This window comes from Sinorhizobium fredii NGR234 (genome assembly GCF_000018545.1).
GTDB classification, from domain to species: domain Bacteria; phylum Pseudomonadota; class Alphaproteobacteria; order Rhizobiales; family Rhizobiaceae; genus Sinorhizobium; species Sinorhizobium fredii_A.
This window is the reverse complement of the sequence record NC_012587.1, coordinates 1,328,184-1,351,710: the sequence shown is the minus strand read 5'-3', so window position 1 is coordinate 1,351,710 and position 23,527 is coordinate 1,328,184. Positions and strand designations below refer to the sequence as shown.

The following is a 23,527-nucleotide window of genomic DNA, read 5'->3' as shown; positions in this document are numbered from 1 at the left end:
GGTGCTGATATATCAGCTTACTTGCCACGATTTCGAAACTGTGTCAATCTCTGATATATCACATCCGAGGACGTTCATGTCATTGCAATCGCAGGCCCACCTCGCCTATCTGGCGCTCGAACGTCTGATCGTCACCTTGAAGCTGAAGCCGGGAACACTCGTTACCGAACGACAACTGCTGGAGCTCGCCAACCACGGCCGCACGCCGGTCCGCGAGGCGATCCAGAAACTCGCCTGGCAGGGGCTGATCGAGGTTCGCCCGCGGGTCGGGCTGCAGATCAGCCGCATCCGACCGGACGATCGTGTCCATGTGATGCAAACGCGTCAACAGCTCGAACCCCTGGCAGCGGCGCTTGTGGCCGAGCATGCAAGCACCGAGGCCCGCCAAGTGATAAGCGACTGCAGGCAGTTGATGCAGGACTGCGCCGGTCGCGGCGATCTGGAGGGCTTTCTGGTCGCAGACAAGATGTTCGACGAGGTGATGGAAGAGGCCTGCCCGAACCGCTACCTGACGGCGGCACTGGCTCCGCTCCAGACGCATGCGCGCCGCATCTGGTTCGCTTCCGCCTCGCCGGAAAAGATGAAAGGCTCGGTGGCGCGCCACGTCAAGGTCATGCGCGCGATCGAGACGGCGGACCCTGCCGGTGCTGCCGCCTCGATGTCGCAGCTAATGGACTATCTGGCGGACGCGTAGCGTTTGTTCCTCTTGCACGGCCGGCAAATGAAAAAGAGGCGCATCGCAGGATGCACCTCCCCTTCCGATCAGTTTGTCGGTTACCGGCTCAGCCGACGAAAGCGCGCTCGATGACGAATTCGGCAGGCTTGTTGTTGGCGCCTTCTGTAAGGCCCGCTGCCTCGAGGATTTCCTTGGTGTCCTTCAGCATGGCCGTCGAGCCGCAGATCATGCCGCGATCGATCGCCGGGTCGAGCGGCGGCAGGCCGAGGTCGGAGAAGAACTCGCCGTTGGTCATCAGGTCGGTGATCCGGCCCTTGAAGGGATAATCCTCGCGCGTCACCGTTGCGTAGTGGCGCAGCTTGTCGCCGACGATCTCGTTCAAGAACTCGTGATTGCGGATTTCCTCGACGAGATCGAAGCCGTACTTCAGTTCGGCCACATCGCGGCAGGTATGGGTGAGGATGACTTCCTCGAACTTCTCGAAGGTCTCCGGGTCGCGGATGAGGCTCGCAAAGGGAGCGATGCCGGTGCCGGTCGAGAACATGTAGAGCCTGCGGCCGGGCACCAGCGCATCAAGCACCAGCGTGCCGGTCGGCTTCTTGCGCATCAGCACCTGGTCGCCGGGCTTGATGCCCTGCAGATGCGAGGTCAGCGGTCCGTCCGGCACCTTGATCGAGAAGAACTCCAGTTCCTCGTCCCAGGCGGGACTGGCGATCGAATAGGCACGATAGACCGGCTTGTCGCCGACCATCAGCCCGATCATCGCGAACTCGCCGGAGCGGAAGCGGAACTCCTGCGGGCGCGTCATGCGAAAGCGGAAGAGCCGGTCCGTGTAGTGTTCGACGCTCGTGACCGTTTCGGCGAAAACACCCGCCGGTATCTGTACCGCGAATTCTTCCTTTTTTGCCGGCGCATTCATCGTGGCTTCAGTCCTGTAATGGTGAGGCTTTTTATCAACTACGAGCGGATATTCCAAGCCTTGGCAAATTGAAAGGAATTCCCTTCCAAATATAGGCTCTTTCTGACATTTCGGCTTGCTTCACACTGTCGCGGACCGCGTTTTTTTAAGAAACGCGGCGCCAACTGTAGGATTTGGCGTCGGTCGAGGGTTTTGCGGTCGGCTGATAGTGATTTGCGATGCCCGGCAGGCGCCCTTCCGAGAGCCTGTTGATCGCCGTCGCATTCGTCACTGCGAAACTGTCGATGCCACACCGCAGCATCAGCGGGATCTGGTCGATCAAGACATCGCCGACCGCGCGGACTTCGCCTTCGAAGCCCAGACGGCTGCGCAAGAGCGAGGCATGGCTGAAGGCGCGCCCGTCGTTGAAGGCGGGAAAGGCCAATGCCACCAGCGCGATCCGGTCCAGATGCGGTGCCAGCCGCGTCACGTCGTCCGCCGGGCCGATCAGGACTCCGAGACCCGAAGCACCGTTTGCTGCCTGCTCCACGAACGCGTCGAGGCCGAGGATCGCCTTCTCGTTCGTGCCGGCCTTCACCTCCTCGGTCTCGACGACCCAGGGGTCATCATTCACGAAGCCGCCTTCTTTCCAGATTTTCGTCATCTTCTCAAATCCTTATGCGGCTTCGTTCACGCGGCTTCCTGAGCGCCGCCGCCGTAGAGGGCGTCCTTGAAAGGCTGCGGCCCGACGCGGCGATAGGCTTCGAGGAAGGTTTCAGACTTGTCGCGGCGCAGGCCGAGATAGGTGTCGACGATCGTCTCCACCGCATCCGTCACCTTCTCCGGCTCGAAGCCGCGGCCGATGATCTCGCCGATCGAAGTGTTCTCGTCACCGGAGCCGCCGAGCGTGATCTGATAGAGTTCTGCGCCCTTCTTCTCCACGCCCAAGAGGCCGATATGGCCGACATGGTGGTGCCCGCAGGCATTGATGCAGCCGGAAATCTTGATCTTCAGCTCGCCGATTTCGGCCTGCCGCTCGAACGAGCCGAAGCGGCTGGAAATCTCCTGCGCGACGGGGATCGAGCGCGCATTGGCAAGCGCGCAATAGTCCAGCCCCGGACAGGCAATGATGTCGGTGATCAGTCCGGCATTGGCGGTGGCGAGGCCTGAGGCGACCAGCGCCCGGTAGACCGGCTCGAGGTCGGCCAGCGCCACGTGTGGGAGGATCAGGTTCTGCTCGTGGCTGACGCGGATCTCGTCGAAGGCATATTCCTCGGCGATATCCGCCACGAGATCCATCTGGCTGTCGGTCGCGTCGCCCGGAATGCCGCCGATCGGCTTCAGCGAAATCGTCACCATGCCGTAGTCGGGATGCTTGTGAGGCTGGACGTTCTGGTGGACCCACTGAGCGAAGGCCTCGTCGGCCTTCTTCCAGCGGGCAAGATTGCCCCAGCCTTCCGCACGATTCGGTAGTTCCGGCGGCGCGAAATAGGAGGCGATCGCCTGGATGTCGGCGTCGGGCAGCTTCAGTTCGGTATCCTTGAGGGTGGCGAATTCAACCTCGACCTGACGCGCCAATTCCTCCGCGCCGGTCTCGTGCACGAGGATCTTAATGCGCGCCTTGTACTTGTTGTCGCGTCGACCATGAAGGTTGTAAACGCGCATGATCGCCGTCGTGTAGGAAAGCAGATCCTCTTCCGGCAGGAAGTCTCGGATTTTCTTGGCGATCATCGGCGTGCGGCCCTGCCCGCCGCCGACATAGACGGCAAAGCCGAGCTTGCCGTTCTCGTCCTTCTTCAGATGAAGGCCGATGTCATGCACCTGGATGGCGGCGCGGTCGCGCTCGGCACCGGTGACGGCGATCTTGAACTTGCGCGGCAGGAACGAGAATTCCGGATGGACGCTCGACCATTGCCTCAGAATTTCCGCATAGGGACGCGGATCGGCGACTTCGTCCGCCGCGGCACCGGCGAAATGATCGGCCGTAACGTTGCGAATGCAGTTGCCGGAGGTCTGAAGCGCGTGCATCTCGACACTCGCCAGGTCGTTCAGGATGTCCGGCGTGTCGGAAAGGCGCGGCCAGTTGTACTGGATGTTCTGGCGGGTGGTGAAATGCCCGTAGCCACGGTCGTATTTGCGGGCGATATGGGCGAGCATGCGCATCTGGCGGCTCGACAGCGTGCCGTAGGGAATGGCGACACGGAGCATGTAGGCGTGAAGCTGCAGATAGACACCGTTCATCAGCCGCAGCGGCTTGAAGGCATCCTCGGCAAGTTCACCGGACAGCCGCCGCTGGACCTGATCGCGGAACTGCTCGACGCGTGCGGAAACGAAGGCGTGGTCGAATTCGTCGTAACGGTACATGGAAGCTCAGGTCCTCAGGCAGCAAAATTCTTCGGGCCGGAAAGCCCATGATAACCGGCAGCGTAGGCGATCGACGGGCCTTCCGCCCGGATCCGCTCGCGCATGCGGAGCGGCCGGAGTATGCCGTCTACTTCTTCCACGTCAACGACATTGACGTCGACGACTTTGTTGTCGGCGAAGGCTGTCTTGCCGGTTGCCTCGAGGGCGGCGACGGCCTCCGCATGACGGGCGATGAAGGCATCCTGCAGCGACTCCACCCAGTTGCCGGAGGCATCGAGCCAGACGGAAATGCCGTCCGCCAAGCGATTTGCCGTCAAAACCTTGCTCACCATCACCTCGTCCTCAATTCAACATCTGTTCGGCGCGTTTGGCGCCGGAAGTATCACTTGCATCTGCACCGTGACGCCGACCGGCAGCAAGCGGCTCCGAGCGGTCGAAGTTCGCGCCGGCGACCGCGTCGCCGATGATCACCATGACCGGGCCGTCGAGCTCCGTCCGGTTCTCGATATCCGGCAGTTCACGAAGGATGCCGTGCAGCAGACGCCGCTCGGCGCGGCTGGCATTCTCGATGACGGCGACGGTCGTCTCCGCCGGCAACCCCGCCTGCATCAGCCGACCGGCAACCGAAGCGGCCACCGTGCGGCCCATATAGACCGCAATCGTCGCGCCGGAAACGGCAAGCCGCGCCCAATCGGGAAGCACTTCCCCGGCAAGATCATGGCCGGTCGTGAAGACCAGCGACGATGCGACACCGCGAAGCGTCAGTGGCAGCTCGAAATCCGCGGCCGCGGCAAAGGCGGAGGTAATGCCGGGGACGATCTCGTAGGTCACGCCGGCCTCGCGCAGGGCGGCCATCTCCTCGCCGGCCCGGCCGAAGATCAGCGGATCGCCGGATTTCAGCCGCACGACGCGCTTGCCTTCCTTGGCGAGCCTGACCAGCAAGTGGTTGATTTCGTCCTGAGATTTGGTGTGGCAGCCCTTGCGCTTGCCGACCGAAAGCCGCTCGGCGTCGCGGCGGCCCATGTCGACGATTGCTTGCGGGACAAGCGCATCATAAACGATCGCGTCGGCTTCCATCATCACTCGCTGCGCCCTGAGCGTCAGCAGATCCTCAGCACCCGGACCGGCACCAACCAGCCAGACATGCCCGGAAACGCGGTCGGCAGAGTCCAGCAGCCGCGACGCCTCGCGACGGGCGGAAAAGAGATCGCCGAGCGCCACATGATCGGCGACCGGCCCCGAAAAGAAGCGCCGCCAGAAGACGCGGCGTGCCACGCCGCGCGGAACGAGGCGATCGACGGCCTCGCGATAGCTTGCGGCCAAGGTCGCGACGATGCCGAGCGAAGGCGACAGCAACTGATCGATCTGCGCGCGGATCATCTGCGCCAGAACCGGGCCTGCCCCTTCCGTGCCGATCGCGACGGCGACCGGGGCGCGATTGACGAGTGCCGGCGTCAGGAAATCGCAATAGTCGGGCTGGTCGACGGCGTTTGCAGGGATCTTGCGCTCGCGTGCCGCAGTGACGATCACCCGATCGGCAGCCGCATTGCCGGTGGCGGCAAAGACCAGTACGGCGCCTTCGACCTGATGATCGGCAAAGGCTGCGCGAACCGTCTCGATGCCCTTTTCCTTCAGGAAAGCCTCGAAGGCCGACTCCGGTTGTTCCGCATAAGCTCGGATGTGCGCCTCGGTGTTCAGCAGCAGCCGCACCTTGGCAAAGGCCTCGTCCCCATTGCCGAATACCGCCACGCGCTTCTGCGCGACGCGAAAGAATGCCGGAAAAACGGACAGTTGCTGCGACATATCGAGAGGGCGGCTCCTTCTACAGGCTGCGGCGAATATCCCTCATAGCCGCAGACAATTGAAGAAACAGAAATTTCTATGGCTTTCCGGCCACGTATTGTTTTGCTCGACAGCCAATCTTTTTGAGCAAATATCTCCGGAGGAAGAGCGTGGGCAGATCGGCAGCGCCATTGCGCCTGCGGCAAGACCTCCGTTAAATGCCGGCAGCGATCCGCGGGAGACTGCAGACATGAATCAATCCGAACTGGCCGAGCGCCTGCTGGCGGTCATCGAGAACGACATATTGCCTTTGACGGCGAAGGGTGTCGCGGCCGGCAACAAGGTGTTCGGCGCCGCGATCCTGCGCAAGGCCGATCTCTCGCTCGTGCTGGCCGAGACCAACAACGAGACCGAAAATCCGCTCTGGCACGGTGAGGTCCACACGCTGAAGCGCTTCTATGAAATGGCGGAGAAGCGCGACACGCGCGACCTGATCTTCCTGTCGACGCACGAGCCCTGCTCCATGTGCCTCTCCGCAATCACCTGGGCCGGCTTCGACAATTTCTACTACTTCTTCAGCCACGAGGATTCGCGCGACAGCTTCTCGATCCCTCACGACCTGAAGATCCTCAAGGAAGTCTTCCGGCTTGAACCCGGCGGCTATGCCCAGGAAAATGCGTTCTGGAAATCGGCCTCGATTGCGGCGCTGATGCGCGATGCCGACCCGGAAACGGCGAAGCGGCTCGCGGCCCAGGACACCCGCATCCGCGAACGCTACAACCGCCTGTCGGAAGCCTATCAGGCGGGCAAGGACAACAACGCCATACCGCTGAATTGAGCCAATGGAACCTTCTCGCGATATTCAACGCCTCATCGCTATCATGGCAGCACTTCGCGAACCGAAGACCGGCTGCCCCTGGGATATCGTCCAGACCTTCGAGACGATCAAGCCCTACACGATTGAGGAAGCCTACGAGGTCGCCGACGCGATCGAGCGTCATGACATGGACGATCTTTGCGACGAGCTCGGCGATCTGCTGCTGCAGGTGGTCTATCACGCGCAGATGGCGGAGGAGGTCGGCGAGTTCTCCTTCGGCGACGTGGTCGAAGCCGTCACCCGCAAGATGATCCGCCGCCATCCACATGTCTTTGCCCGCTCCGATGCCGATACACCCGAGGCGGTCAAGCTGCAGTGGGACGAGATCAAGCAGGCCGAGAAAGCCGACCGGCACAGACGCCGCATGCGGCGCGGCCTGCCGCTGGAGGAGCATTCCGGCCATCTCGGTTCCGTGCAGCGCAGCTTTCCGGCCCTGGTCGAGGCCCTGAAGCTTCAGGAGCGCGCCGCCAAGGTCGGCTTTGACTGGTCGGAGCCCGCACCGATCCTCGACAAGGTCGAGGAGGAAATCGGCGAGTTGCGGCAGGCACTGAATGATGGCGACCGGCGCAAGGTTGCCGACGAACTCGGCGATCTGATCTTTGCGCTTGTCAATATCGGCCGCCATGTCGGCACCGATCCGGAAATGGCATTGCGTGGCACGAACACGAAATTCCGGCGCCGCTTCAGCCATATCGAGCAGGAACTGCATGCCGGTGGCGAGACCCTTGATGCCGCATCGCTGGAGCGCATGGAAGAACTCTGGCAGGCGGCAAAGGCGATCGAAAGGCAATTGACGTAACGGCATGCCGTTACGTCAATACGCTCACCAATCCTCTTCGACGGGCTTGGGGCCGTTGCCCAGCCGCCTTTCGAGCTCGGCGGCCTCGGCCTCGGTCAAGCGCAGGTCGAGGCTGATCCTTCCGTCTTCGAGATCGTCGCGGCCATCGACGATCGCGTGCTCATAGATCCAGGGCAGGAGCTGCAGCTGGTCCAATCCCAGCGCGACAGTGCACTCGGTCATGACACCGGACAGCCGTCCGCCGATCTCGCCGAGCAGATCGTCAACGCCTTCGCCGGTAATCGCCGATACGGCGACGGTGTTGTCGGCGCTCGCCGCTTTCTTCACGAGCGCCTCGCGCACTTCAGGCGCAAGCCTGTCGATCTTGTTCCAGACCTCGACGATGCGCTCGGAACCTTCCTTCTCGTCGATGCCGAGATCGGCAAGGATGCGCAGCACGTCGCTCGCCTGCGCCTGATTGTCCGGGTCGGAGAGATCTCGCACGTGGAGAATCAAGTCGGCTTCGAGCACCTCCTCTAGCGTCGCGCGGAAGGCCGCGACGAGGTGGGTCGGCAGGTCGGAGATGAAGCCGACCGTATCGGACAGAATGACCATCCGGCCATGCGGCAGCTTCAGCCGCCGGAGCGTCGGATCGAGCGTCGCAAAGAGCATGTCCTCGGCCAGCACGCCGGCACCGGTCATGCGGTTGAAGAGCGTCGATTTGCCGGCGTTGGTGTAGCCGACCAGCGCGACGATCGGGTGCGGCACCTTCTTGCGCTTCGAACGATGCAGCTGGCGCGTCCGCCGCACCTGTTCCAGTTCGCGCTCCAGCCGCACGATCCTCTCCTGCAGAAGACGGCGGTCGGCCTCGATCTGGGTTTCGCCCGGGCCGCCCATGAAGCCCGCACCGCCGCGCTGGCGCTCGAGGTGGGTCCAGCTTCGAACCAGCCGGCCCTTCTGATAGTTGAGGTGCGCGAGATCGACCTGAAGCGTGCCTTCCTTGGTGGAGGCCCGCCGGCCGAAAATCTCCAGAATGAGGCCGGTGCGGTCGATGACCTTGGCGTTCCACTCTTTCTCGAGATTGCGCTGCTGCACCGGCGTCAGCGGGTGGTCGACGATGACGAGGCCCGCATCCTTCTCGTTCAGGATGTGGCCGATCTCCTCGATCTTGCCGCTGCCGAGCAACGTGCCGGGTTTCGGCTGCGCGACGGGAACGACCGTGCCGTGCACGACGTCGAGATCGATGGCGAGCGCAAGGCCGGTCGCCTCTTCCAGCCGGCTTTCGTCGGAGCGCCCGCTCGCGGCAGTCAACTCAGCAGCCGGCTTGCCCGTCCTCTTCAGGACCGGCACGACAACGACCGCGCGCATGTCGTCGCGGCGCTTCTCAAGCTCCGGAATGATCGACGACGGCGATTTCGAATTGCGTTTGGTAATGATCCTCAGGTCCCGTCAGGATGCCGCTTCCTCATTCTCGAACATTTGCAGGGGCTGGCCCGGCATGATGGTCGAGATGGCGTGCTTGTAGACGAGCTGAGAATGGCCGTCACGGCGCAACAGGACACAGAAATTGTCAAAAGATGTCACAACACCCGTCAGCTTCACGCCATTGATAAGGAAAATGGTCAATGAAATCTTTTGCTTGCGAACCGTATTAAGAAAAAGATCCTGCAAGTTTTGAGAACGTTCCGCCATCGCGCCGCTTCTTTCTTATTTGCCGGCTTTGGCGCCGGTGCATTTTGTCAAATTTGCGATCCGAAGTGTCACAGAAGCCTTCCCCCGACACCTCTTGAAGTTTGGTATCAAATCGCCGTCTTTTCCGCAACGTCGAAAAAGGCTTCACGAATATTCTGTGCTATGCTTCCCGGATGGCCGTTGCCGATCGTCTTTCCATCGATCGAAACGACCGGAAAGCAGATGCTCGTCGCGGCCGTGACGAACACCTCCCGGGCGCCGAGCATCTCCTCGACGGAAAAGGCTCTCTCCTCGATCGTCAAGCCGAGCGGCTTCGCCACGTCCATCAGCGTCGTGCGCGTGATGCCGCGCAGGATGCCATGTTCGGCCGGGCGGGTGCGCAGCATTCCCTCACCGTCGACGATCCACACATTGGTCGCCGCCCCTTCTTTGACCATGCCGTCCGCATCGACGAAGATCGCCTCCTGCGCGCCGAGTTCCTTCGCCCTCTGGCGGGCGAGAACATTCGGGAGAAGCCCCACCGTTTTGATATCGACCCGGTCCCAGCGGTTCTCCGGTACGGTTATCGCGGCGATGCCTACGGCATTTTTCCGAGCGATCGCGGCGGCATCCGTCCGCTTGGCCGTGACGACGATCGATGGCGGCGTGCCCTTCGCCGGAAAGACGTGATCGCGCCGGGCGACCCCGCGCGTCACCTGAAGATAGAAGAGCCCATTGCTGACCCGGTTGCGGCGCAGCACTTCGCGGATGATGTGGATGAGCGCCGCCCGGCTCATCGGCCAGCTTATCCTGAGTTCGCTGAGCGACCGGTCGAGGCGGTCGAGGTGGCGGCTGAGATCGACGATAACGCCGTGACGCACTTCGCAGACCTCGTAGACGCCATCGGCAAACTGGAAGCCGCGATCTTCTACATGGATTGCAGCTTCGGAGTGCGGCACATAGGCGCCGTTCACATAGGCGGTTCTCGGCATGGAGATTCCTAGACGCCCAGCGATTTCAGCTTGCGGTGCAGGGCCGAGCGCTCCATGCCGACGAATTCCGCCGTGCGTGAAATGTTTCCGCCGAAGCGATTGATCTGGGCAATCAGATAGTCCCGCTCGAACATTTCGCGAGCCTCGCGCAGCGGCAGCGTCATGATGTGCTGGTCGCCCTTGGCGGAAATCTTCGGCAGCGTGTCGCCCACCTCACTCGGCAGCATGTCGGCGCTGATCGGCGTATCCGGCCCGTCGCTGCGGGCAAGGATCATCAGGCGTTCGATGTTGTTGCGCAACTGCCGGATATTGCCGGGCCAGTCATGTGCCTGGAGCACCGCGAGTGCATCTTCGCCGATCTTGCGTGGACGGATGCCGGCGTGTTCGCTCACCTGGCGCATGAACATGTCGACCAGGAAGGGGATATCTTCCCGTCGCTCCGCCAGCGCCGGAACGCGCACCGGGATGACGGCCAGCCGGTGGTACAGATCCTCCCGGAAGAGGCCATCCGCGATCATGCTTTCGAGGTTGTAGGCGGTCGAGGAAATGATGCGGACATCCACCTTGACGCGCTTCGAACCACCGACACGCTCGAACTGCTGATCGACGAGCACGCGCAGGATCTTGTTCTGCGTCTCGCGCGGCATTTCGCCGACCTCGTCGAGATAGAGTATGCCGCCATGGGCTTCTTCCAGCGCACCGGTGCGCCGCGGCTGACCGGACGTGCCCTCGGTGCCGAAGAGCGCAATTTCCATGCGGTCCGGCGTGATGGCGGCCGCATTCAAGGCCACGAAGGGGCCGGTCGCGCGCGTCGATTTGCGATGGATCATGCGCGCCACCAGTTCCTTGCCGGAGCCGGAGGGTCCCTGGATCATGATGCGGCTGTTGGTCGGGGCGACCTTTTCGATCGTCTGGCGCAACTGCGAGACCGCGACCGAGGTGCCGATCAGTTCCACCGGATCGCCGGACCTCTTCTTCAACTCGGAGACCTCGCGCTTCAGCTTGGAGTTTTCCAAGGCCCGCTCGGCAATCAGGATCAGCCGGTCGGCCTTGAACGGCTTCTCGATGAAGTCGTAGGCGCCGCGCTTGATCGCCGAAACGGCCGTCTCGATGTTGCCGTGGCCGGAGATCATCACCACCGGCAGGTCGGGGTGACGGCCCTTGATCTCGTCGAGCAGCGCCAGCCCGTCCAGCCGGCTGCCCTGCATCCAGATGTCCAGGAAGACGAGCCGCGGCACGCGGTCGTTGATGGCCGCGAGCGCGCTGTCGCTGTCGAAAGCCGTCCGTGTCTCATGGCCCTCGTCCGAGAGGATGCCCGAGACGATCTCGCGGATATCTTCCTCATCGTCCACAACAAGAATGTCAGCCGCCATTGGTATTACCCTTATCCTTCACAGTCTCATCGCCCCCGGTTTCGCCGGCGAGCGGCAGGATCACGCGGATCATCGCCCCGACGCCGCCGTCGAAATCCGCCGGTGCATCGTGCAATTCCAATTGTCCGCCATGGTCCTCAATGATCTTCTTGACGATAGCGAGTCCCAGCCCGGTGCCTTTCTCGCGCATCGTCATGTATGGCTCCAGAATCCGGTGCCGGTTTTCGGTCGGCAGCCCCTTGCCGTTGTCGATCACATCGACCACGAAGCGCCCTGTGGCACCGTCGCGGCGGGAGCGCACCAATATCCTGGGCGCGCCGCGGGCCGCCTCGGCCGGGACGGCTTCGATCGCCTCCACCGCATTCTTGACGATGTTGCCGAAGGCCTGGCCGAGCATGCGCCCGTCGAACTGGCCCTCGAGCGCCTCATCGCCGAAATCCCTGATAAAGGTGATGTGGCTGTTGCCCATCTCGCGCAGGAAGACGGCATCCTTGAGGATTGCACGCAGGTCGGACTTTTCCTTCGTCGGTTTCGGCATGCGCGCGAAGGCCGAGAACTCGTCGACCATCCGGCCGATGTCTTCCACCTGGCGCACGATCGTATCCGTGCACTGGTCGAATACCGCCTTGTCCTGCTGGTCGATCTGCTTGCCATAGCGCCGTTTCAAGCGCTCGGCGGAAAGCTGGATCGGCGTCAGCGGGTTCTTGATCTCATGCGCGATGCGCCGAGCCACGTCCGCCCAGGCCGTCGACCGCTGGGCAATGACCAGGTCGGTGATGTCGTCGATGGTGATGACGTAGGAGCCGAGCGACCCTTCGCCCTCCTCACGCGTCACCTGAACGTTGAGGGTTCGCTCGGTTCCACCGCGCATGATGTTGATCTGCTTGCGGTAGTCGTTGCGATAGCGACTTTCCGCCTCGACCAGCACTTCCTCGATCTCCGGCGCTACGTCGCGCAGGCTCGCTCCGAGCAGTCCGGGAGCCGATTTGCGCAGGAATTCCTCCGACGAGGGATTTGCGATCGTGATGCGCCGGTCCCGGCCGACACCGATCACGGCTGCCGTGACGCCGGACAGCACCGCCTCGATGAAGCGGCGGCGCTGATCGACCTCGTCCTTGGCGACAAGGATCTGATCCTGCTGCGTCCTGATCTCGCTGACCATCTTGTTGAAGGTGCGCGACAGGTTGCCGACGTCACCGTCGACGGCACGCACCGGCACGACGACGTCGAGATTGCCGGAGGCGACGCTGTCGGCCGCGCCGATCAGCTGCCGGATCGGCCGGACGATGCGGTCGGCAACGGCGATAGCTGTCCAGATCGCCGCCAGGAGCACGATCAGCGCGAAGCCGATATAGAGGACGCCAAAGGCGATCTGCAGCGACGTGCGCCCCGCCTCGAGTGCCTTGTACTCGGCGGTGTTCTCCTCCATCAGCCGCATGGAGCGCATGACTTCGGGATCGACGTTTCGAAGCGTATAGAGATAGATTCCGGGGAAATTCTCGAGCGGAACGACCGCGCCTACCAGATTGGTCACCCCCGGAGGGATGAGCGTCGGCTGTCCGGCGACCGTGCTTTTCAGCGCGTCCTGCGGGATGGCGGGCAAGGGCCGCTCGGTCGAGATATTGGCCTGGAGGATGGCACTGCCGTCGGCGCGAACGAGGAATGCACCGAGCATGCCGCGCCCCCTCGCCTGCCGCGTCATCAGTTCGGTGAAGCCGGTGCGGTCGAGGGCGTAGAGCTGCCGGTTGCGCTCGAGGTCATTGGCCATCGACACCGTCTGCCCCTGCAGATAGCTGGCATTCTCCAGCACATAGGCCTGGGCGACGTTCAGCGAGGAGCGCACGATCGCCTGGGTGCGCAGCGAGAACCAGCGGTCGAGGCCGACATCGAGGGTGATGCTGGCAAAAATCGCGACGAGGATGGCCGGTGTGATCGCGACGATCGAGAACAGGGCGACGATGCGCACATGCAGCCGCGCCGCGGCCCTGCCCTTGCTGCGGGCACGAAGCAGCCGGATGATTTCGCGGGCAATGAGATAGATCAGTCCGACGACGAAGACGCCGTTGATGCCGGCGCAGGCGATGACGATGTTTCGTTCCGGACGGACCGGGGTAAGGCCGAGAAGGACGAGCAGCGACAGGGTGGCGCAGACCAGTGCACCGGTGGCCAGCATCAGACCCGGGAACGCGAAGGAGGCTCGCCGATCCTGGGCAGCCGCAACACGCTCCTCGGTGCCCAATGGCAAGGCCATTCCATCCACCATGAAAAAAGCTTCCCCTAAAACCGGCGCCCGAAGACACCGGCACCCGCCTGCAATTCCGGACCAAAAATCTTGAACGTGCCGGCCCGGACGGACGTCGGCATTCACCGTGTCACACGAGCCGTCATTGCCCACGTGCGGTTCGAATCGGCCGCCCTGAGCCCTTCAATCAACGCATTGTGGCGAAAATGCAACGGTGTTGCAAAGCAGTCAAGCGGTGCGTGAACTCCGATAGACCGAGACACCCAGCTCCCGGATTTTCTTGCGGAGCGTGTTGCGGTTGAGCCCGAGGAGATCGGCAGCCTTTATCTGGTTGCCGCGCGTCGCCGTCAGGGCCGCGAGAATCAACGGATATTCCATCTCCGCAAGCACGCGGTCATAAAGGCCCGTCGGCGGCAGGGCCTCGCCGAAGCTTGCGAAATACTGCCGCATGTTCTCCTCGACCGCCTGGGAGATCGACATCGAGCCGGGCCGCGCCGCAGCCTTGTCGATCGGGCTGTCCGGCACCTCGGAGCGCAGCTCGTTCTCGATGATCTCGCGGGTGATCACATCCTGTGGATAAAGTGCGGTGAGGCGACGCACGAGGTTCTCGAGCTCGCGGACGTTGCCGGGCCAGGGATGCGCCTTCATCAGTTCCAGCGCCTCCTGGTCGAAGCGCTTGACGTCGAGCCCCTCCTTTTCGGCCTGCTGGACGAAATGCCGGACGAGATCGGGAATATCCTCGGCTCGGTCCCGCAGCGGCGGCAGGCGGAGCGGCACGACGTTCAGGCGGTAGTAGAGGTCCTCGCGGAAGAGACCCTGGTTGATCGACTGCTTCAGGTCCTTATTCGTCGCAGCGACGATGCGCACGTCGGAGCGGATCGGCGTGCGGCCGCCGACGGTCGTGTATTCGCCCTGCTGCAGGACGCGCAGCAGCCGCGTTTGCGCATCCATCGGCATATCGCCGATTTCGTCGAGGAAGAGCGTGCCGCCCTCAGCCTGCTCGAAGCGGCCGGTGGAGCGCGTCTGTGCGCCGGTGAAAGCTCCCTTCTCGTGACCGAACAACTCCGATTCGATAAGGTCGCGGGGGATCGCCGCCATGTTGATGGCGACGAACGGACCGTTCCTGCGTTTGCCGTAGTCGTGTAGCGCGCGGGCGACCAGTTCCTTGCCCGTTCCCGATTCGCCGGTGATCATCAGCGTCAGGTCGGTCTGCATCAGCCGGGCCAGCACGCGGTAGATTTCCTGCATGGCGGCGGAGCGACCGACGAGCGGCATGCCGTCCTGCGAATCGTCATCCAGCTTCGAGGGCCGGCGTTTCGGCTCGGCGAGCGCCCGGCCGATGATGCCGATCAGTTCGGTCAGGTCGAAGGGTTTCGGAAGATAGTCGTAGGCGCCCTTCTCCGAAGCCTTGATGGCGGTCATGAAGGTGTTCTGCGCGCTCATCACCAGGACCGGCAGGTCGGGACGCGCCTTCTTGATCCGCGGCAGGAGATCGAAGGCATTCTCGTCCGGCATCACGACATCGGTCACGACCAGGTCGCCGTCGCCGGCAGCGATCCAGCGCCAGAGCGTCGCGGCGTTCGAGGTGATGCGCACATCGTATCCGGCACGACTCAGGGCCTGGTTGAGCACGGTGCGAATGGCTGCGTCGTCATCCGCGACAAGGATCGTGGCGCCGGTCATGCAGTGGTTCCTTTTGTCATCGGTGTTACGTCGTCTGCCGCCCGCCCCTTTGAGGCCGGCATCAGGACGCGAAACGTCGTGCGGCTATGCTGGCTGTCGCATTCGACGATGCCGCCATGGCCGCCAATGATCTTGGCCACCAGCGCCAGCCCGAGACCGGAGCCGTTCGTTTTCGTCGTGATGAACGGGTCGAAGAGATGCGGCAGCAGGTCGGAGGGCACGCCCGGTCCGTTGTCGTGCACGCAGAATTCCAGCGGCAGCGAGATCTTTTCGCGCGTTCCTGCCACCGAGAGCCGGATGCCCGGGCGATAGGCGGTCGTCAGCATGATTTCGCCTTCGGGCCGATCGCCGATCGCCTCGGCGGCGTTCTTGACCAGGTTGAGGAACACTTGGACGAGCTGGTCGCGGTTGGCATAGACCGACGGAAGCGAGGGGTCATAGTTTTCGGAGATCTTGATGTTGCGGGCAAAGCCCGCCTTGGCGACCGCCTTCACGTGGTCGAGGACGGAGTGGATGTTGAGCGGCACGCGGTCTACCGGCCGCTCGTCCGAAAATACCTCCATGCGATCGACGAGCGAGACGATGCGGTCGGTCTCGTCGCAGATCAGCCGCGTCAGCGCCCGGTCCTCGTCATTGGCCGAAGTTTCGAGGAGTTGCGCCGCGCCTCTGATGCCGGATAGCGGGTTCTTGATTTCGTGGGCCAGCATCGAGGCAAGCCCCGTCACCGAGCGCGCCGCGGCCCGATGGGTGAGCTGCCGATCGATCTTGTCGGCCATCGAGCGTTCCTGGAAGACGATCACCACGGATCCCGGTTGCGACAGCACCGGCGCCACGTAAAGGTCGACGAGCTTGTCGGCGCCGAGGCGCGGCGAACTCAGATCGACCCGGTATTCGTTGACCGGGGCGCGCCGCTCGCGCACCTGTTCGATGAGCGTCAGCAGCGGGCTGCCGAAGGGAATGAAGGCGCTGATGTCGTGGCGAGCGAGATGGCTGGCGCTCGCCCCGAAGAAAGATTCCGCCTCCCAGTTCGCGAAGGCGACATGGCCGTTCTCGTCAACGAGAATGACCGGGTTCTGTATGGCGTTCAGGACAGCCATCGAGAGGTCGCTTGCGGCTTCCGCCGATTCCTGGATCATCGACTTTTCGGTCATGCCGCCATCTCTCCCCTCGCCGGCTCCAGGCCGGAGCGAGCAATCGCCGTCGCTACCCGATCGCTCACAAGTTTCACGTCCTTCGACGTCAGCATCTCCGCTTTCCGCTCGGTCAGAAGGTCCGGCGCGAAACGCTCGAGATACCAGCCGACATGCTTGCGGGCATGGCGAAGGCCGATTTCCGGCCCGTAGAAGTCGAGCATCATCGCGTAGTGCTCGACAAATATTGCCGCGATTTCCGTCGCAGCCGGTTCATCCGCGGCACCGGCCAGCGCGCCCGCATGCCACGGTCGTCCCTGGCACGATCGGCCCAGCATGACCGCATCGGCACCGGAGCGGCGCAGGATTTCCATGGCGTCGGCGATCGTATCGACGTCGCCGTTGGCGATCAGGGGAATGGAAATCACGTCGCGAACCGCGCGGATCGCGTCCCAATCCGCGTTGCCATTGTAGAATTGCATGCGGGTGCGGCCATGAATGGTGATCGCCTGCACGCCCGCCTCTTCGGCCCGGCGCGCGATCAGCGGCGCATTGATCGAATTCTCGTCCCAGCCGAGACGCATCTTCAGCGTCACCGGGACGCGGACAGCCTTGACCGTCGCCTCGATCAGCGACAGGGCGTGATCCGGGTCGCGCATCAGCGCCGATCCGGAATAGCCGCCGGTGACCTTCTTTGCCGGGCAGCCCATGTTGATGTCGACGATGTCGGCGCCGTTGGCTTCGACGATCTTCGCCGCCTCCGCCATCCAGTGAGCCTCCCGTCCGGCAAGCTGCACGATGTGGGGATCGATCCCGGAGTTTTTCAGCCGCGCCCAGGATTCGGCGGCATTGCCGACTAGTTCGCGGCTCGCCACCATTTCCGTCACGACAAACCCGGCACCGAAGCGCCAGGCAAGCATGCGGAAAGGCAAATCGGTCACTCCGGACATCGGAGCGAGCGCCACCCGATTGCGGATTTCGACATTCCCGACGCGGAGAGACGATGACAGGGCCGATGGTGGCAAATGCATATCTTTCAGGCACATGTGTATCTTGCACTATTTTTAGACATTGTTGTTCGGCTTGCCAAGCGATTTCCACGCGCCCCACAAAATTCCTTGCGGTGCTTCGACGCGCTTCAGATATTCCATTTCATGCCTGTCGATAGCCCGAAAAGCGCGGCCTTCTTTGAGCGCGATGGACAGATGGCTGGCAATGGCGAGGCCTTCGCGGTACATGACGGCGAAGATTGGAAAATTGCGGGACCCCATACAGAAAATGCAGCCGAAAGAACAGTTCTCCTGTGGCGTCGTCGTCGTCGCGGCCGGCCGCGGCGAGCGCGCCGGCCAGTCGGCGGAAGGGCCAAAGCAGTACCGAACGATCGGCGATCGCCCCGTTATCGCCCATACGCTTGACGTTTTCGCGACATGGGCGAGCATCGGACCGGTCGTCGTCGTCATCCATCCGGACGATGAGGCGCTTCTCGCCGCGGCACTCGAGCGGATGTCGCGTCCGATCGCGGTGTCGGTGGTTTACGGCGGTGCGACGCGGCAGCTCTCGGTTCTTGCCGGTATCGAGGCGCTCGCCAAGGCGGGCGTCCGGCACGCGATGATCCAGGACGCCGTGCGTCCCTTCATCGACCACGCCCTGCTCGACCGCTGCCGCACGGCGCTCGAAGGCGGAGCGGAGGCGGTGCTTCCGGCAACCGCCGTCGCCGACACGCTGAAACGGGCGCCAGACGGCCGCCTTGTCGAGCAGACGGTGCCCAGGAGCGGCCTCTATGCCGCCCAGACGCCGCAATGCTTCCGCCTCGAGGCGATCCTCGCCGCCCACCGCGCCGCAAATGCCAGCGGCCGGAGCGACTTTACCGACGACGCTTCCATCGCCGAATGGGCCGGCATCCCGGTGGTGCTCGTCGAAGGGTCGCCGGACAATGTGAAGCTCACCCTTCAAAAGGATATTTCGATGGCCGATGAAAGGCTGACCCGCCACGCAATCCCGGATGTGCGCGCCGGCAACGGTTATGACGTGCATCAGCTCGTCGAGGGCGACGGCGTCACGCTTTGCGGCGTGTTCATACCGCATGACCGCAAGCTCTCCGGCCATTCCGATGCGGATGTCGCCCTGCACGCCTTGACCGATGCGCTTCTCGCGACCTGCGGCGCCGGCGATATCGGCGATCATTTTCCGCCGTCCGATCCGCAGTGGAAGGGCGCCGCCTCGCGCATCTTCCTGGAGCACGCGGCGCGAATCGTGCGCGAGCGCGGCGGCGTCGTCACCAATGCGGACATTTCGCTGATCGCCGAAGCCCCGAGGGTCGGCCCGCACCGCCAGCAGATGCGCGAAAATCTTGCCGCCATACTCGACATCGGGCTCGACCGCTGCTCGGTCAAGGCGACGACCAACGAGAGGCTCGGCTTCGTCGGGCGCGGCGAAGGTATCGCGGCAATCGCCACGGCGACGGTCGTCTATGCGCCGGGGACCAAAGCCTGATGTGGCCGGCCTACATCGAAGCGGCGGCGCGGGCCATCATTGCCGATTTCACCGAGCGGGGGCTGAAGGTCGCCACCGCCGAATCCTGTACCGGCGGCCTGATCGCCGCCGCGCTGACCGAGATCGGCGGCTCGTCCTCGGTCGTCGACCGCGGCTTCGTCACCTATTCCAACGAGGCGAAAATCGACATGCTCGGCGTTGATGCCGCGACGCTTGCGGCCCATGGCGCGGTCTCTCGCGAAACGGCCATAGAAATGGTGCGGGGCGCCATCGCGCACTCCGCTGCCGATCTCGCGGTCGCAGTCACGGGCATTGCGGGCCCAAGCGGCGGCTCGGTTGAGAAGCCGGTCGGGCTTGTCCACCTGGCTGCCGCAGGGCGATCGGGCAATCTCCTTCACCGGGAGATGCGCTACGGCGATATCGGTCGCGATGCGGTGCGCCTGGCAACGGTGAGAACGGCGCTCGATCTCCTGAAGGAGATCGCTCAGGCGCCGTAGACCGCGTCGGCGCGTTTCTCGAAGGCTTCCGAGAACATGCGGAAAGCGCGATCGAACATCGAGCCCATCAGGGCGCCGAGTATGCGGCTCTTGAATTCGTAGTCGATGTAGAAATGCACGATCGACTGGCTGTCGTTCACAGGCTCGAAACGCCAGACATTATCGAGATACTTGAATGGCCCCTCGATATAATTGACGTCGATCATCCGCTCGGCGGGTTTCAGCAGGACCTGCGTCGTAAACGTCTCGCGGATCGCCTTGTAGCCGACCGTCATGTCGGCAAGCAGCAGCACCTTGCCGTCGCGCTCCTTGCGCGAGCGGACACTGAGCGCCTCGCAAAGCGGCAGGAATTCCGGATAGCGCTCGACATCGGCAACGAGGTTGAACATCTCTTCGGCCGAGTGCTTGACGACGTGGTTGGTTTCGAAATGCGGCATGATTTGGAGTTAAGGCCGAGGCGCGAGAAGATCAAGGAGCCGACGCATTTGTGCCCGGCTTCTTATCTGAATGACCGGAACGGAATACGCCTCAAGGCCGATGGCGATCGCCGGTGCGAACTTGCGCTCGAAAGTCCAAATGTAGCGGATGAAGTCCGGGCTTAATCGTTCGGGGCAACCGTCGGCCATTTCCGGTCGCGCCTGCCCACGCCATTTCAGCCAGCGGCTCGCTGCACCCCACAGGCACAGCAGGCGCGGCATACGCACCCAGACGACGACGTCCGTGCGCGGCATCCTCAGATCGAAGCTCGACGGGTTTGTTCCGTCCATGACCCATCGCGGCTCGTCGACCCTGGCCGCAATCAATGTCCGTTGTTCCGCACGCGCTCTCGAAACCCAGCCGGGTAGCCAGAAGAACTCCTGGTCCATCGAGACGAATGGCAGATCGAACCGTGCCGAAAGCCACCGCGCCAAAGTCGTCTTGCCGCCGCCCGAGCAGCCGATCACCAGAATCCGCTTCGCCCTCGAGAGATGAGAGGCTGCCTCAGCCATATCGGACAGGTGGTTCGCCATTCCGCCTCCAAGACATGACAGCCGCGACGCGCGAGCGCCGCGGCTGTCATTCCCGCAACGATGGCGAGCGGACTATTCCGCTGCAGCCAGCAACTTCTTCTCCCGCGCCGCCCGCAGCCGCGCGAAATCGTCGCCGGCGTGGTGCGACGAGCGGGTCAGCGGGCTCGACGCGACCATCAGGAAGCCCTTGGTGTAGGCGACGGTCTCGTAGGACTTGAACTCCTCGGGCGTCACGAAGTTCTCGACCTTGTGGTGCTTGCGCGTCGGCTGCAGGTACTGGCCGATCGTCAGGAAGTCGACATCGGCGGTGCGCAGGTCGTCCATCAGCTGCAAGACCTCGTTCCGCTCCTCGCCGAGGCCGACCATGATGCCGGATTTGGTGAACATCGTCGGATCGAGTTCCTTCACCCGCTGCAAGAGGCGGATCGAATGGAAATAGCGCGCCCCGGGGCGCACCGTCAGATAGTTCGACGGAACGGTTTCGAGATTGTGGTTGAAGACATCCGGCTTGGCGGCGACGACCCGCTCCAGCGCGCCGGGCTTCCTCAGGAAGTCCGGTGTCAGGATCTCGATCGTCGTCAAGGGCGAGGCTTCGCGAATCGCGAAGATCACCTTCTCGAAGTGCTCCGCACCGCCGTCGTCGAGGTCGTCACGGTCGACCGAGGTGATGACGACGTGGCTCAAGCCCATCTGCTTGACCGCCTTGGCGACGTTCTCGGGTTCGTCGAGGTCAAGCGCGTTCGGCTTGCCGGTCGAGACATTGCAGAAGGCGCAGGCACGCGTACAGATCTCGCCCATGATCATGAAGGTGGCGTGCTTCTTGTCCCAACATTCGCCGATGTTCGGGCAGCCGGCCTCCTCGCAGACGGTGACGAGCTTGTTGCTCTTCACGATCGAACGGGTCTCCTGATAGCCCTTCGAGGTCGGTGCCTTGACTCGGATCCAGTCCGGCTTGCGCAGCACTTCCGTATCCGGCCTGTGCGCCTTTTCCGGGTGGCGAACGCGTTGAGCCCGATCCGAGACCGCATCGAAAACCGTTACCATCTGTCTTCCTTCGTCGTATCGAGCAAGCGGGCCGAGGGCCGCTGGTTTTTCGATCTATATAAACAGCCAGACATGAAAAGTCAGGCCGTCATTTGCATGGCAGCCTGACCGGTCCTGCCTGTTTCCTTAAATCCTAGCCGATTTAAGGATAAAAACATGCAGCAATTCAAAGTGCTACAGCGACCTTTGCGCGTCTGGCAGATGCGCGGCGCTGTAGTGAATAGTAGAGGCTTCTCTATCCTCGGACCGCTCGACCTACCGCAATCAGCAGGCAGGCTCCGATGAAGCCGACGATCAGATAGGCAACCCAGCCGGCATAGGCCATTCCGAATGCCGCCAGGATGAAGTTCAGGACGACCGCGCCGATGATGCCGAGAATGATGTTCATAAACAGCCCCATCTGGCTGTTCATGAATTTCTCCGCCAGCCAGCCGGCGAGACCGCCGATGATGATTGCCGCCAGAATACCCACGCCGTTCACGCTCATGAAACCCTCCGAGCACTGAAGATGTCACGCAAGCAATGCGTGAATATAGCGCAAGTTTCGGGCGGCCGCACGTCATCAAGCGTTCAACACCTTTCCGTAGGCGTCGAGTACGCTTTCCTTCATCATTTCGGAGAGCGTCGGATGCGGGAAGATCGTGTGCATCAGCTCTTCCTCGGTCGTCTCCAGGTTCATGGCGACGACGAAGCCCTGGATAAGTTCGGTGACTTCCGCGCCAACCATGTGGGCACCGAGCAGTTCGCCGGTCTTCTTGTCGAAGATCGTCTTGATCATGCCCTGGTCCTCGCCGAGCGCGATCGCCTTGCCGTTGGCGCCGAAGCTGTAGCGGCCGACGCGAATATCGCGACCGAGTTCCTTGGCCTTCGCCTCGGTGAGGCCGACGGAGGCAACCTGCGGGTCGCAATAGGTGCAGCCCGGGACCTTGGTCTTGTCGAGCGCATGGACGCCAGGAACGCCGGCGATCTTCTCGACGCAGATCACGCCTTCATGCTCGGCCTTGTGCGCCAGCATCGGCGGGCCGGCGACATCGCCGATCGCATAGACGCCGGCCACATTGGTCTTGCCGTAACCGTCGGTGACGATGCAGCCGCGATCGGTCTTGATGCCGAGCGCTTCGAGCCCGAGGTTTTCGATATTGCCCTGGACGCCGACGGCGGAGATCAGACGGTCCGCCTTGATCGGCGTTGTCTTGCCGTCCTTCGTCTCGACATGGGCCGTGACGTCGTTGGCGCCCTTTTCGACCTTCGTTACCTTGGCGTCCGTGAAGATCTTCATGCCGCGCTTCTCGAGCTGCTTGCGGGCCAGGGCGGAAATCTCGGCGTCCTCGACCGGCATTACCTGCGGCAGGAGCTCGACGACGGTCACATCGACGCCCATCGAGAGGTAGAAGCTTGCGAATTCGATGCCGATCGCGCCGGAGCCCATGACGACCATCGACTTCGGCAGTTCTTCGGGCTTCATCGCCTCGAAATAGGTCCAGATCAGCTTGCCGTCCGGCTCGATGCCGGGCAGCGCGCGCGGCCGTGCGCCGGTCGCGATGATGATGTGCTTGGCCGTATAGGTCCCGTCGCCCTTGACGCCCTTCGGAACCGGGTTCTGCGGCTGGACGGCCGGCTTCGACGACGCGGCGACAACGATCTCGCCGGGTTTCGTCAGCTTCGCCTCGCCCCAGATCACGTCGATCTTGTTCTTCTTCATGAGGAAGGCGACGCCGCCGTTCAGCCGCGCCGAAACGCCGCGCGAGCGGGCGACGACATCCTTGACATTGGCTGTCATCTTGCCTTCGAGCGTCAGGCCGTAATTCTTGGCGTGATTGGCATGGTCGAGGATTTCGGCGGAGCGCAGCAGCGCCTTGGTCGGGATGCAGCCCCAGTTGAGGCAGATGCCGCCCAGATGCTCGCGCTCGACGATCGCCGTCTTCAAGCCCAGTTGCGCCGAGCGGATGGCGGTGACATAGCCGCCCGGGCCCGAACCGATAACGATGACGTCGTAATTCTCAGCCATGTGTTTCCT

At 62.9% G+C, this 23,527-nt stretch carries 24 protein-coding genes; 5 read left to right on the top strand and 19 right to left on the bottom strand.

All coding sequences use genetic code 11. The features are described 5' to 3' along the window. Positions 1–76 precede the first annotated feature (76 nt). Positions 77–694 (top strand): GntR family transcriptional regulator, encoded by a 618-nt coding sequence (locus NGR_RS17825; protein WP_012707867.1) that lies wholly within the window; start codon positions 77–79, stop codon positions 692–694. A gap of 88 nt (positions 695–782) precedes the next feature. Here the strand turns inward: NGR_RS17825 and NGR_RS17820 are convergent, their stop codons facing one another. The 5 genes from NGR_RS17820 to cysG all read right to left on the bottom strand — a co-directional run bounded on the left by NGR_RS17820 (position 783) and on the right by cysG (position 5,741). Beyond that, positions 783–1,595 carry a ferredoxin--NADP reductase gene (locus NGR_RS17820; protein WP_012707866.1) on the bottom strand — a complete coding sequence of 271 codons (813 nt, stop codon included), beginning with the start codon at positions 1,593–1,595 and terminating at the stop codon, positions 783–785. A 145-nt stretch (positions 1,596–1,740) separates the two neighbouring features. Next, positions 1,741–2,238 carry a DUF934 domain-containing protein gene (locus NGR_RS17815; RefSeq protein WP_012707865.1) on the bottom strand — a complete coding sequence of 166 codons (498 nt, stop codon included), beginning with the start codon at positions 2,236–2,238 and terminating at the stop codon, positions 1,741–1,743. Positions 2,239–2,264: 26 nt separating this feature from the next. Next, the gene (locus NGR_RS17810; RefSeq protein ID WP_012707864.1) at positions 2,265–3,938 is read right to left on the bottom strand and encodes a nitrite/sulfite reductase; all 1,674 of its coding nucleotides are present in this window, start codon (positions 3,936–3,938) and stop codon (positions 2,265–2,267) included. A gap of 14 nt (positions 3,939–3,952) precedes the next feature. Beyond that, on the bottom strand, positions 3,953–4,270 hold the full coding sequence (locus tag NGR_RS17805) for a DUF2849 domain-containing protein (protein ID WP_012707863.1): 318 nt from the start codon (positions 4,268–4,270) through the stop codon (positions 3,953–3,955). A 10-nt stretch (positions 4,271–4,280) separates the two neighbouring features. Then, entirely contained in the window at positions 4,281–5,741 is a 1,461-nt protein-coding gene (cysG, locus tag NGR_RS17800) for a siroheme synthase CysG (RefSeq protein ID WP_012707862.1), read from the bottom strand. A 229-nt stretch (positions 5,742–5,970) separates the two neighbouring features. Here cysG and NGR_RS17795 point away from each other — a divergent pair, with 229 nt between their 5' ends. Together NGR_RS17795 and mazG are read left to right on the top strand one after the other, a co-directional pair. Next, a complete protein-coding gene (locus NGR_RS17795; RefSeq protein ID WP_012707861.1) occupies positions 5,971–6,558 on the top strand; it encodes a deaminase in 588 nt (195 codons plus the stop codon). Positions 6,559–6,562: 4 nt separating this feature from the next. Beyond that, on the top strand, positions 6,563–7,396 hold the full coding sequence (mazG, locus tag NGR_RS17790; RefSeq protein ID WP_012707860.1) for a nucleoside triphosphate pyrophosphohydrolase: 834 nt from the start codon (positions 6,563–6,565) through the stop codon (positions 7,394–7,396). Between the two features lie 24 nt (positions 7,397–7,420). Here mazG and hflX read toward each other — a convergent pair whose 3' ends face one another. The 9 genes from hflX to NGR_RS17745 form a co-directional block, all read right to left on the bottom strand. Beyond that, on the bottom strand, positions 7,421–8,743 hold the full coding sequence (gene hflX / locus NGR_RS17785; protein WP_012707859.1) for a GTPase HflX: 1,323 nt from the start codon (positions 8,741–8,743) through the stop codon (positions 7,421–7,423). Positions 8,744–8,824: 81 nt separating this feature from the next. Then, positions 8,825–9,067 carry an RNA chaperone Hfq gene (gene hfq / locus NGR_RS17780; RefSeq protein WP_003535434.1) on the bottom strand — a complete coding sequence of 81 codons (243 nt, stop codon included), beginning with the start codon at positions 9,065–9,067 and terminating at the stop codon, positions 8,825–8,827. Between the two features lie 107 nt (positions 9,068–9,174). Then, a complete protein-coding gene (locus NGR_RS17775) occupies positions 9,175–10,038 on the bottom strand; it encodes a D-amino-acid transaminase (protein ID WP_012707858.1) in 864 nt (287 codons plus the stop codon). An 8-nt stretch (positions 10,039–10,046) separates the two neighbouring features. Next, complete coding sequence (gene ntrX / locus NGR_RS17770; RefSeq protein WP_012707857.1) at positions 10,047–11,411, bottom strand: two-component system response regulator NtrX; 1,365 nt, start codon at positions 11,409–11,411, stop codon at positions 10,047–10,049. Beyond that, a complete protein-coding gene (locus NGR_RS17765) occupies positions 11,401–13,674 on the bottom strand; it encodes a sensor histidine kinase NtrY-like (protein ID WP_012707856.1) in 2,274 nt (757 codons plus the stop codon). Before NGR_RS17765 ends, ntrX begins: the two co-directional genes overlap by 11 nt. A 207-nt stretch (positions 13,675–13,881) precedes the next feature. After that, complete coding sequence (gene ntrC / locus NGR_RS17760; protein WP_012707855.1) at positions 13,882–15,336, bottom strand: nitrogen regulation protein NR(I); 1,455 nt, start codon at positions 15,334–15,336, stop codon at positions 13,882–13,884. Continuing rightward, the gene (locus NGR_RS17755) at positions 15,333–16,487 is read right to left on the bottom strand and encodes a two-component system sensor histidine kinase NtrB (RefSeq protein ID WP_012707854.1); all 1,155 of its coding nucleotides are present in this window, start codon (positions 16,485–16,487) and stop codon (positions 15,333–15,335) included. Before NGR_RS17755 ends, ntrC begins: the two co-directional genes overlap by 4 nt. Continuing rightward, complete coding sequence (gene dusB / locus NGR_RS17750; RefSeq protein ID WP_012707853.1) at positions 16,484–17,512, bottom strand: tRNA dihydrouridine synthase DusB; 1,029 nt, start codon at positions 17,510–17,512, stop codon at positions 16,484–16,486. Before dusB ends, NGR_RS17755 begins: the two co-directional genes overlap by 4 nt. A gap of 18 nt (positions 17,513–17,530) precedes the next feature. Beyond that, complete coding sequence (locus NGR_RS17745; RefSeq protein WP_164924287.1) at positions 17,531–17,704, bottom strand: hypothetical protein; 174 nt, start codon at positions 17,702–17,704, stop codon at positions 17,531–17,533. A gap of 40 nt (positions 17,705–17,744) precedes the next feature. Here NGR_RS17745 and NGR_RS17740 point away from each other — a divergent pair, with 40 nt between their 5' ends. Together NGR_RS17740 and NGR_RS17735 are read left to right on the top strand one after the other, a co-directional pair. Continuing rightward, positions 17,745–18,959: a bifunctional 2-C-methyl-D-erythritol 4-phosphate cytidylyltransferase/2-C-methyl-D-erythritol 2,4-cyclodiphosphate synthase gene (locus NGR_RS17740; protein WP_193377901.1), complete on the top strand. Its 1,215-nt coding sequence runs from the start codon at positions 17,745–17,747 to the stop codon at positions 18,957–18,959. Beyond that, positions 18,959–19,456 (top strand): CinA family protein, encoded by a 498-nt coding sequence (locus NGR_RS17735; RefSeq protein WP_012707851.1) that lies wholly within the window; start codon positions 18,959–18,961, stop codon positions 19,454–19,456. Before NGR_RS17740 ends, NGR_RS17735 begins: the two co-directional genes overlap by 1 nt. Here the strand turns inward: NGR_RS17735 and NGR_RS17730 are convergent. The 5 genes from NGR_RS17730 to lpdA all read right to left on the bottom strand — a co-directional run bounded on the left by NGR_RS17730 (position 19,444) and on the right by lpdA (position 23,518). Then, positions 19,444–19,893, bottom strand: coding sequence for a type II toxin-antitoxin system RatA family toxin (locus NGR_RS17730; protein ID WP_012707850.1), 450 nt, complete (start codon positions 19,891–19,893; stop codon positions 19,444–19,446). The genes NGR_RS17735 and NGR_RS17730 overlap by 13 nt on opposite strands. 9 nt (positions 19,894–19,902) lie before the next feature. Beyond that, a complete protein-coding gene (locus tag NGR_RS17725) occupies positions 19,903–20,466 on the bottom strand; it encodes an ATPase AAA (RefSeq protein ID WP_012707849.1) in 564 nt (187 codons plus the stop codon). A gap of 72 nt (positions 20,467–20,538) precedes the next feature. Then, positions 20,539–21,510 carry a lipoyl synthase gene (gene lipA, locus NGR_RS17720; RefSeq protein ID WP_012707848.1) on the bottom strand — a complete coding sequence of 324 codons (972 nt, stop codon included), beginning with the start codon at positions 21,508–21,510 and terminating at the stop codon, positions 20,539–20,541. Between the two features lie 235 nt (positions 21,511–21,745). Next, the gene (locus NGR_RS17715; RefSeq protein WP_012707847.1) at positions 21,746–21,997 is read right to left on the bottom strand and encodes a GlsB/YeaQ/YmgE family stress response membrane protein; all 252 of its coding nucleotides are present in this window, start codon (positions 21,995–21,997) and stop codon (positions 21,746–21,748) included. Between the two features lie 75 nt (positions 21,998–22,072). Continuing rightward, a complete protein-coding gene (lpdA, locus tag NGR_RS17710; RefSeq protein ID WP_012707846.1) occupies positions 22,073–23,518 on the bottom strand; it encodes a dihydrolipoyl dehydrogenase in 1,446 nt (481 codons plus the stop codon). Positions 23,519–23,527 lie beyond the last annotated feature (9 nt).

Bases quoted from the DNA above. Each gene is read 5' to 3' on its own strand.
- NGR_RS17825 (WP_012707867.1), top strand. From the start codon at position 77: ATGTCATTGCAATCGCAGGCCCACCTCGCCTATCTGGCGCTCGAACGT.
- NGR_RS17820 (WP_012707866.1), bottom strand. From the start codon at position 1,595: ATGAATGCGCCGGCAAAAAAGGAAGAATTCGCGGTACAGATACCGGCG.
- NGR_RS17815 (WP_012707865.1), bottom strand. From the start codon at position 2,238: ATGACGAAAATCTGGAAAGAAGGCGGCTTCGTGAATGATGACCCCTGG.
- NGR_RS17810 (WP_012707864.1), bottom strand. From the start codon at position 3,938: ATGTACCGTTACGACGAATTCGACCACGCCTTCGTTTCCGCACGCGTC.
- NGR_RS17805 (WP_012707863.1), bottom strand. From the start codon at position 4,270: ATGGTGAGCAAGGTTTTGACGGCAAATCGCTTGGCGGACGGCATTTCC.
- cysG (WP_012707862.1), bottom strand. From the start codon at position 5,741: ATGTCGCAGCAACTGTCCGTTTTTCCGGCATTCTTTCGCGTCGCGCAG.
- NGR_RS17795 (WP_012707861.1), top strand. From the start codon at position 5,971: ATGAATCAATCCGAACTGGCCGAGCGCCTGCTGGCGGTCATCGAGAAC.
- mazG (WP_012707860.1), top strand. From the start codon at position 6,563: ATGGAACCTTCTCGCGATATTCAACGCCTCATCGCTATCATGGCAGCA.
- hflX (WP_012707859.1), bottom strand. From the start codon at position 8,743: ATGCGCGCGGTCGTTGTCGTGCCGGTCCTGAAGAGGACGGGCAAGCCG.
- hfq (WP_003535434.1), bottom strand. From the start codon at position 9,067: ATGGCGGAACGTTCTCAAAACTTGCAGGATCTTTTTCTTAATACGGTT.
- NGR_RS17775 (WP_012707858.1), bottom strand. From the start codon at position 10,038: ATGCCGAGAACCGCCTATGTGAACGGCGCCTATGTGCCGCACTCCGAA.
- ntrX (WP_012707857.1), bottom strand. From the start codon at position 11,411: ATGGCGGCTGACATTCTTGTTGTGGACGATGAGGAAGATATCCGCGAG.
- NGR_RS17765 (WP_012707856.1), bottom strand. From the start codon at position 13,674: ATGGTGGATGGAATGGCCTTGCCATTGGGCACCGAGGAGCGTGTTGCG.
- ntrC (WP_012707855.1), bottom strand. From the start codon at position 15,336: ATGACCGGCGCCACGATCCTTGTCGCGGATGACGACGCAGCCATTCGC.
- NGR_RS17755 (WP_012707854.1), bottom strand. From the start codon at position 16,487: ATGACCGAAAAGTCGATGATCCAGGAATCGGCGGAAGCCGCAAGCGAC.
- dusB (WP_012707853.1), bottom strand. From the start codon at position 17,512: ATGTGCCTGAAAGATATGCATTTGCCACCATCGGCCCTGTCATCGTCT.
- NGR_RS17745 (WP_164924287.1), bottom strand. From the start codon at position 17,704: ATGTACCGCGAAGGCCTCGCCATTGCCAGCCATCTGTCCATCGCGCTC.
- NGR_RS17740 (WP_193377901.1), top strand. From the start codon at position 17,745: ATGCAGCCGAAAGAACAGTTCTCCTGTGGCGTCGTCGTCGTCGCGGCC.
- NGR_RS17735 (WP_012707851.1), top strand. From the start codon at position 18,959: ATGTGGCCGGCCTACATCGAAGCGGCGGCGCGGGCCATCATTGCCGAT.
- NGR_RS17730 (WP_012707850.1), bottom strand. From the start codon at position 19,893: ATGCCGCATTTCGAAACCAACCACGTCGTCAAGCACTCGGCCGAAGAG.
- NGR_RS17725 (WP_012707849.1), bottom strand. From the start codon at position 20,466: ATGGCGAACCACCTGTCCGATATGGCTGAGGCAGCCTCTCATCTCTCG.
- lipA (WP_012707848.1), bottom strand. From the start codon at position 21,510: ATGGTAACGGTTTTCGATGCGGTCTCGGATCGGGCTCAACGCGTTCGC.
- NGR_RS17715 (WP_012707847.1), bottom strand. From the start codon at position 21,997: ATGAGCGTGAACGGCGTGGGTATTCTGGCGGCAATCATCATCGGCGGT.
- lpdA (WP_012707846.1), bottom strand. From the start codon at position 23,518: ATGGCTGAGAATTACGACGTCATCGTTATCGGTTCGGGCCCGGGCGGC.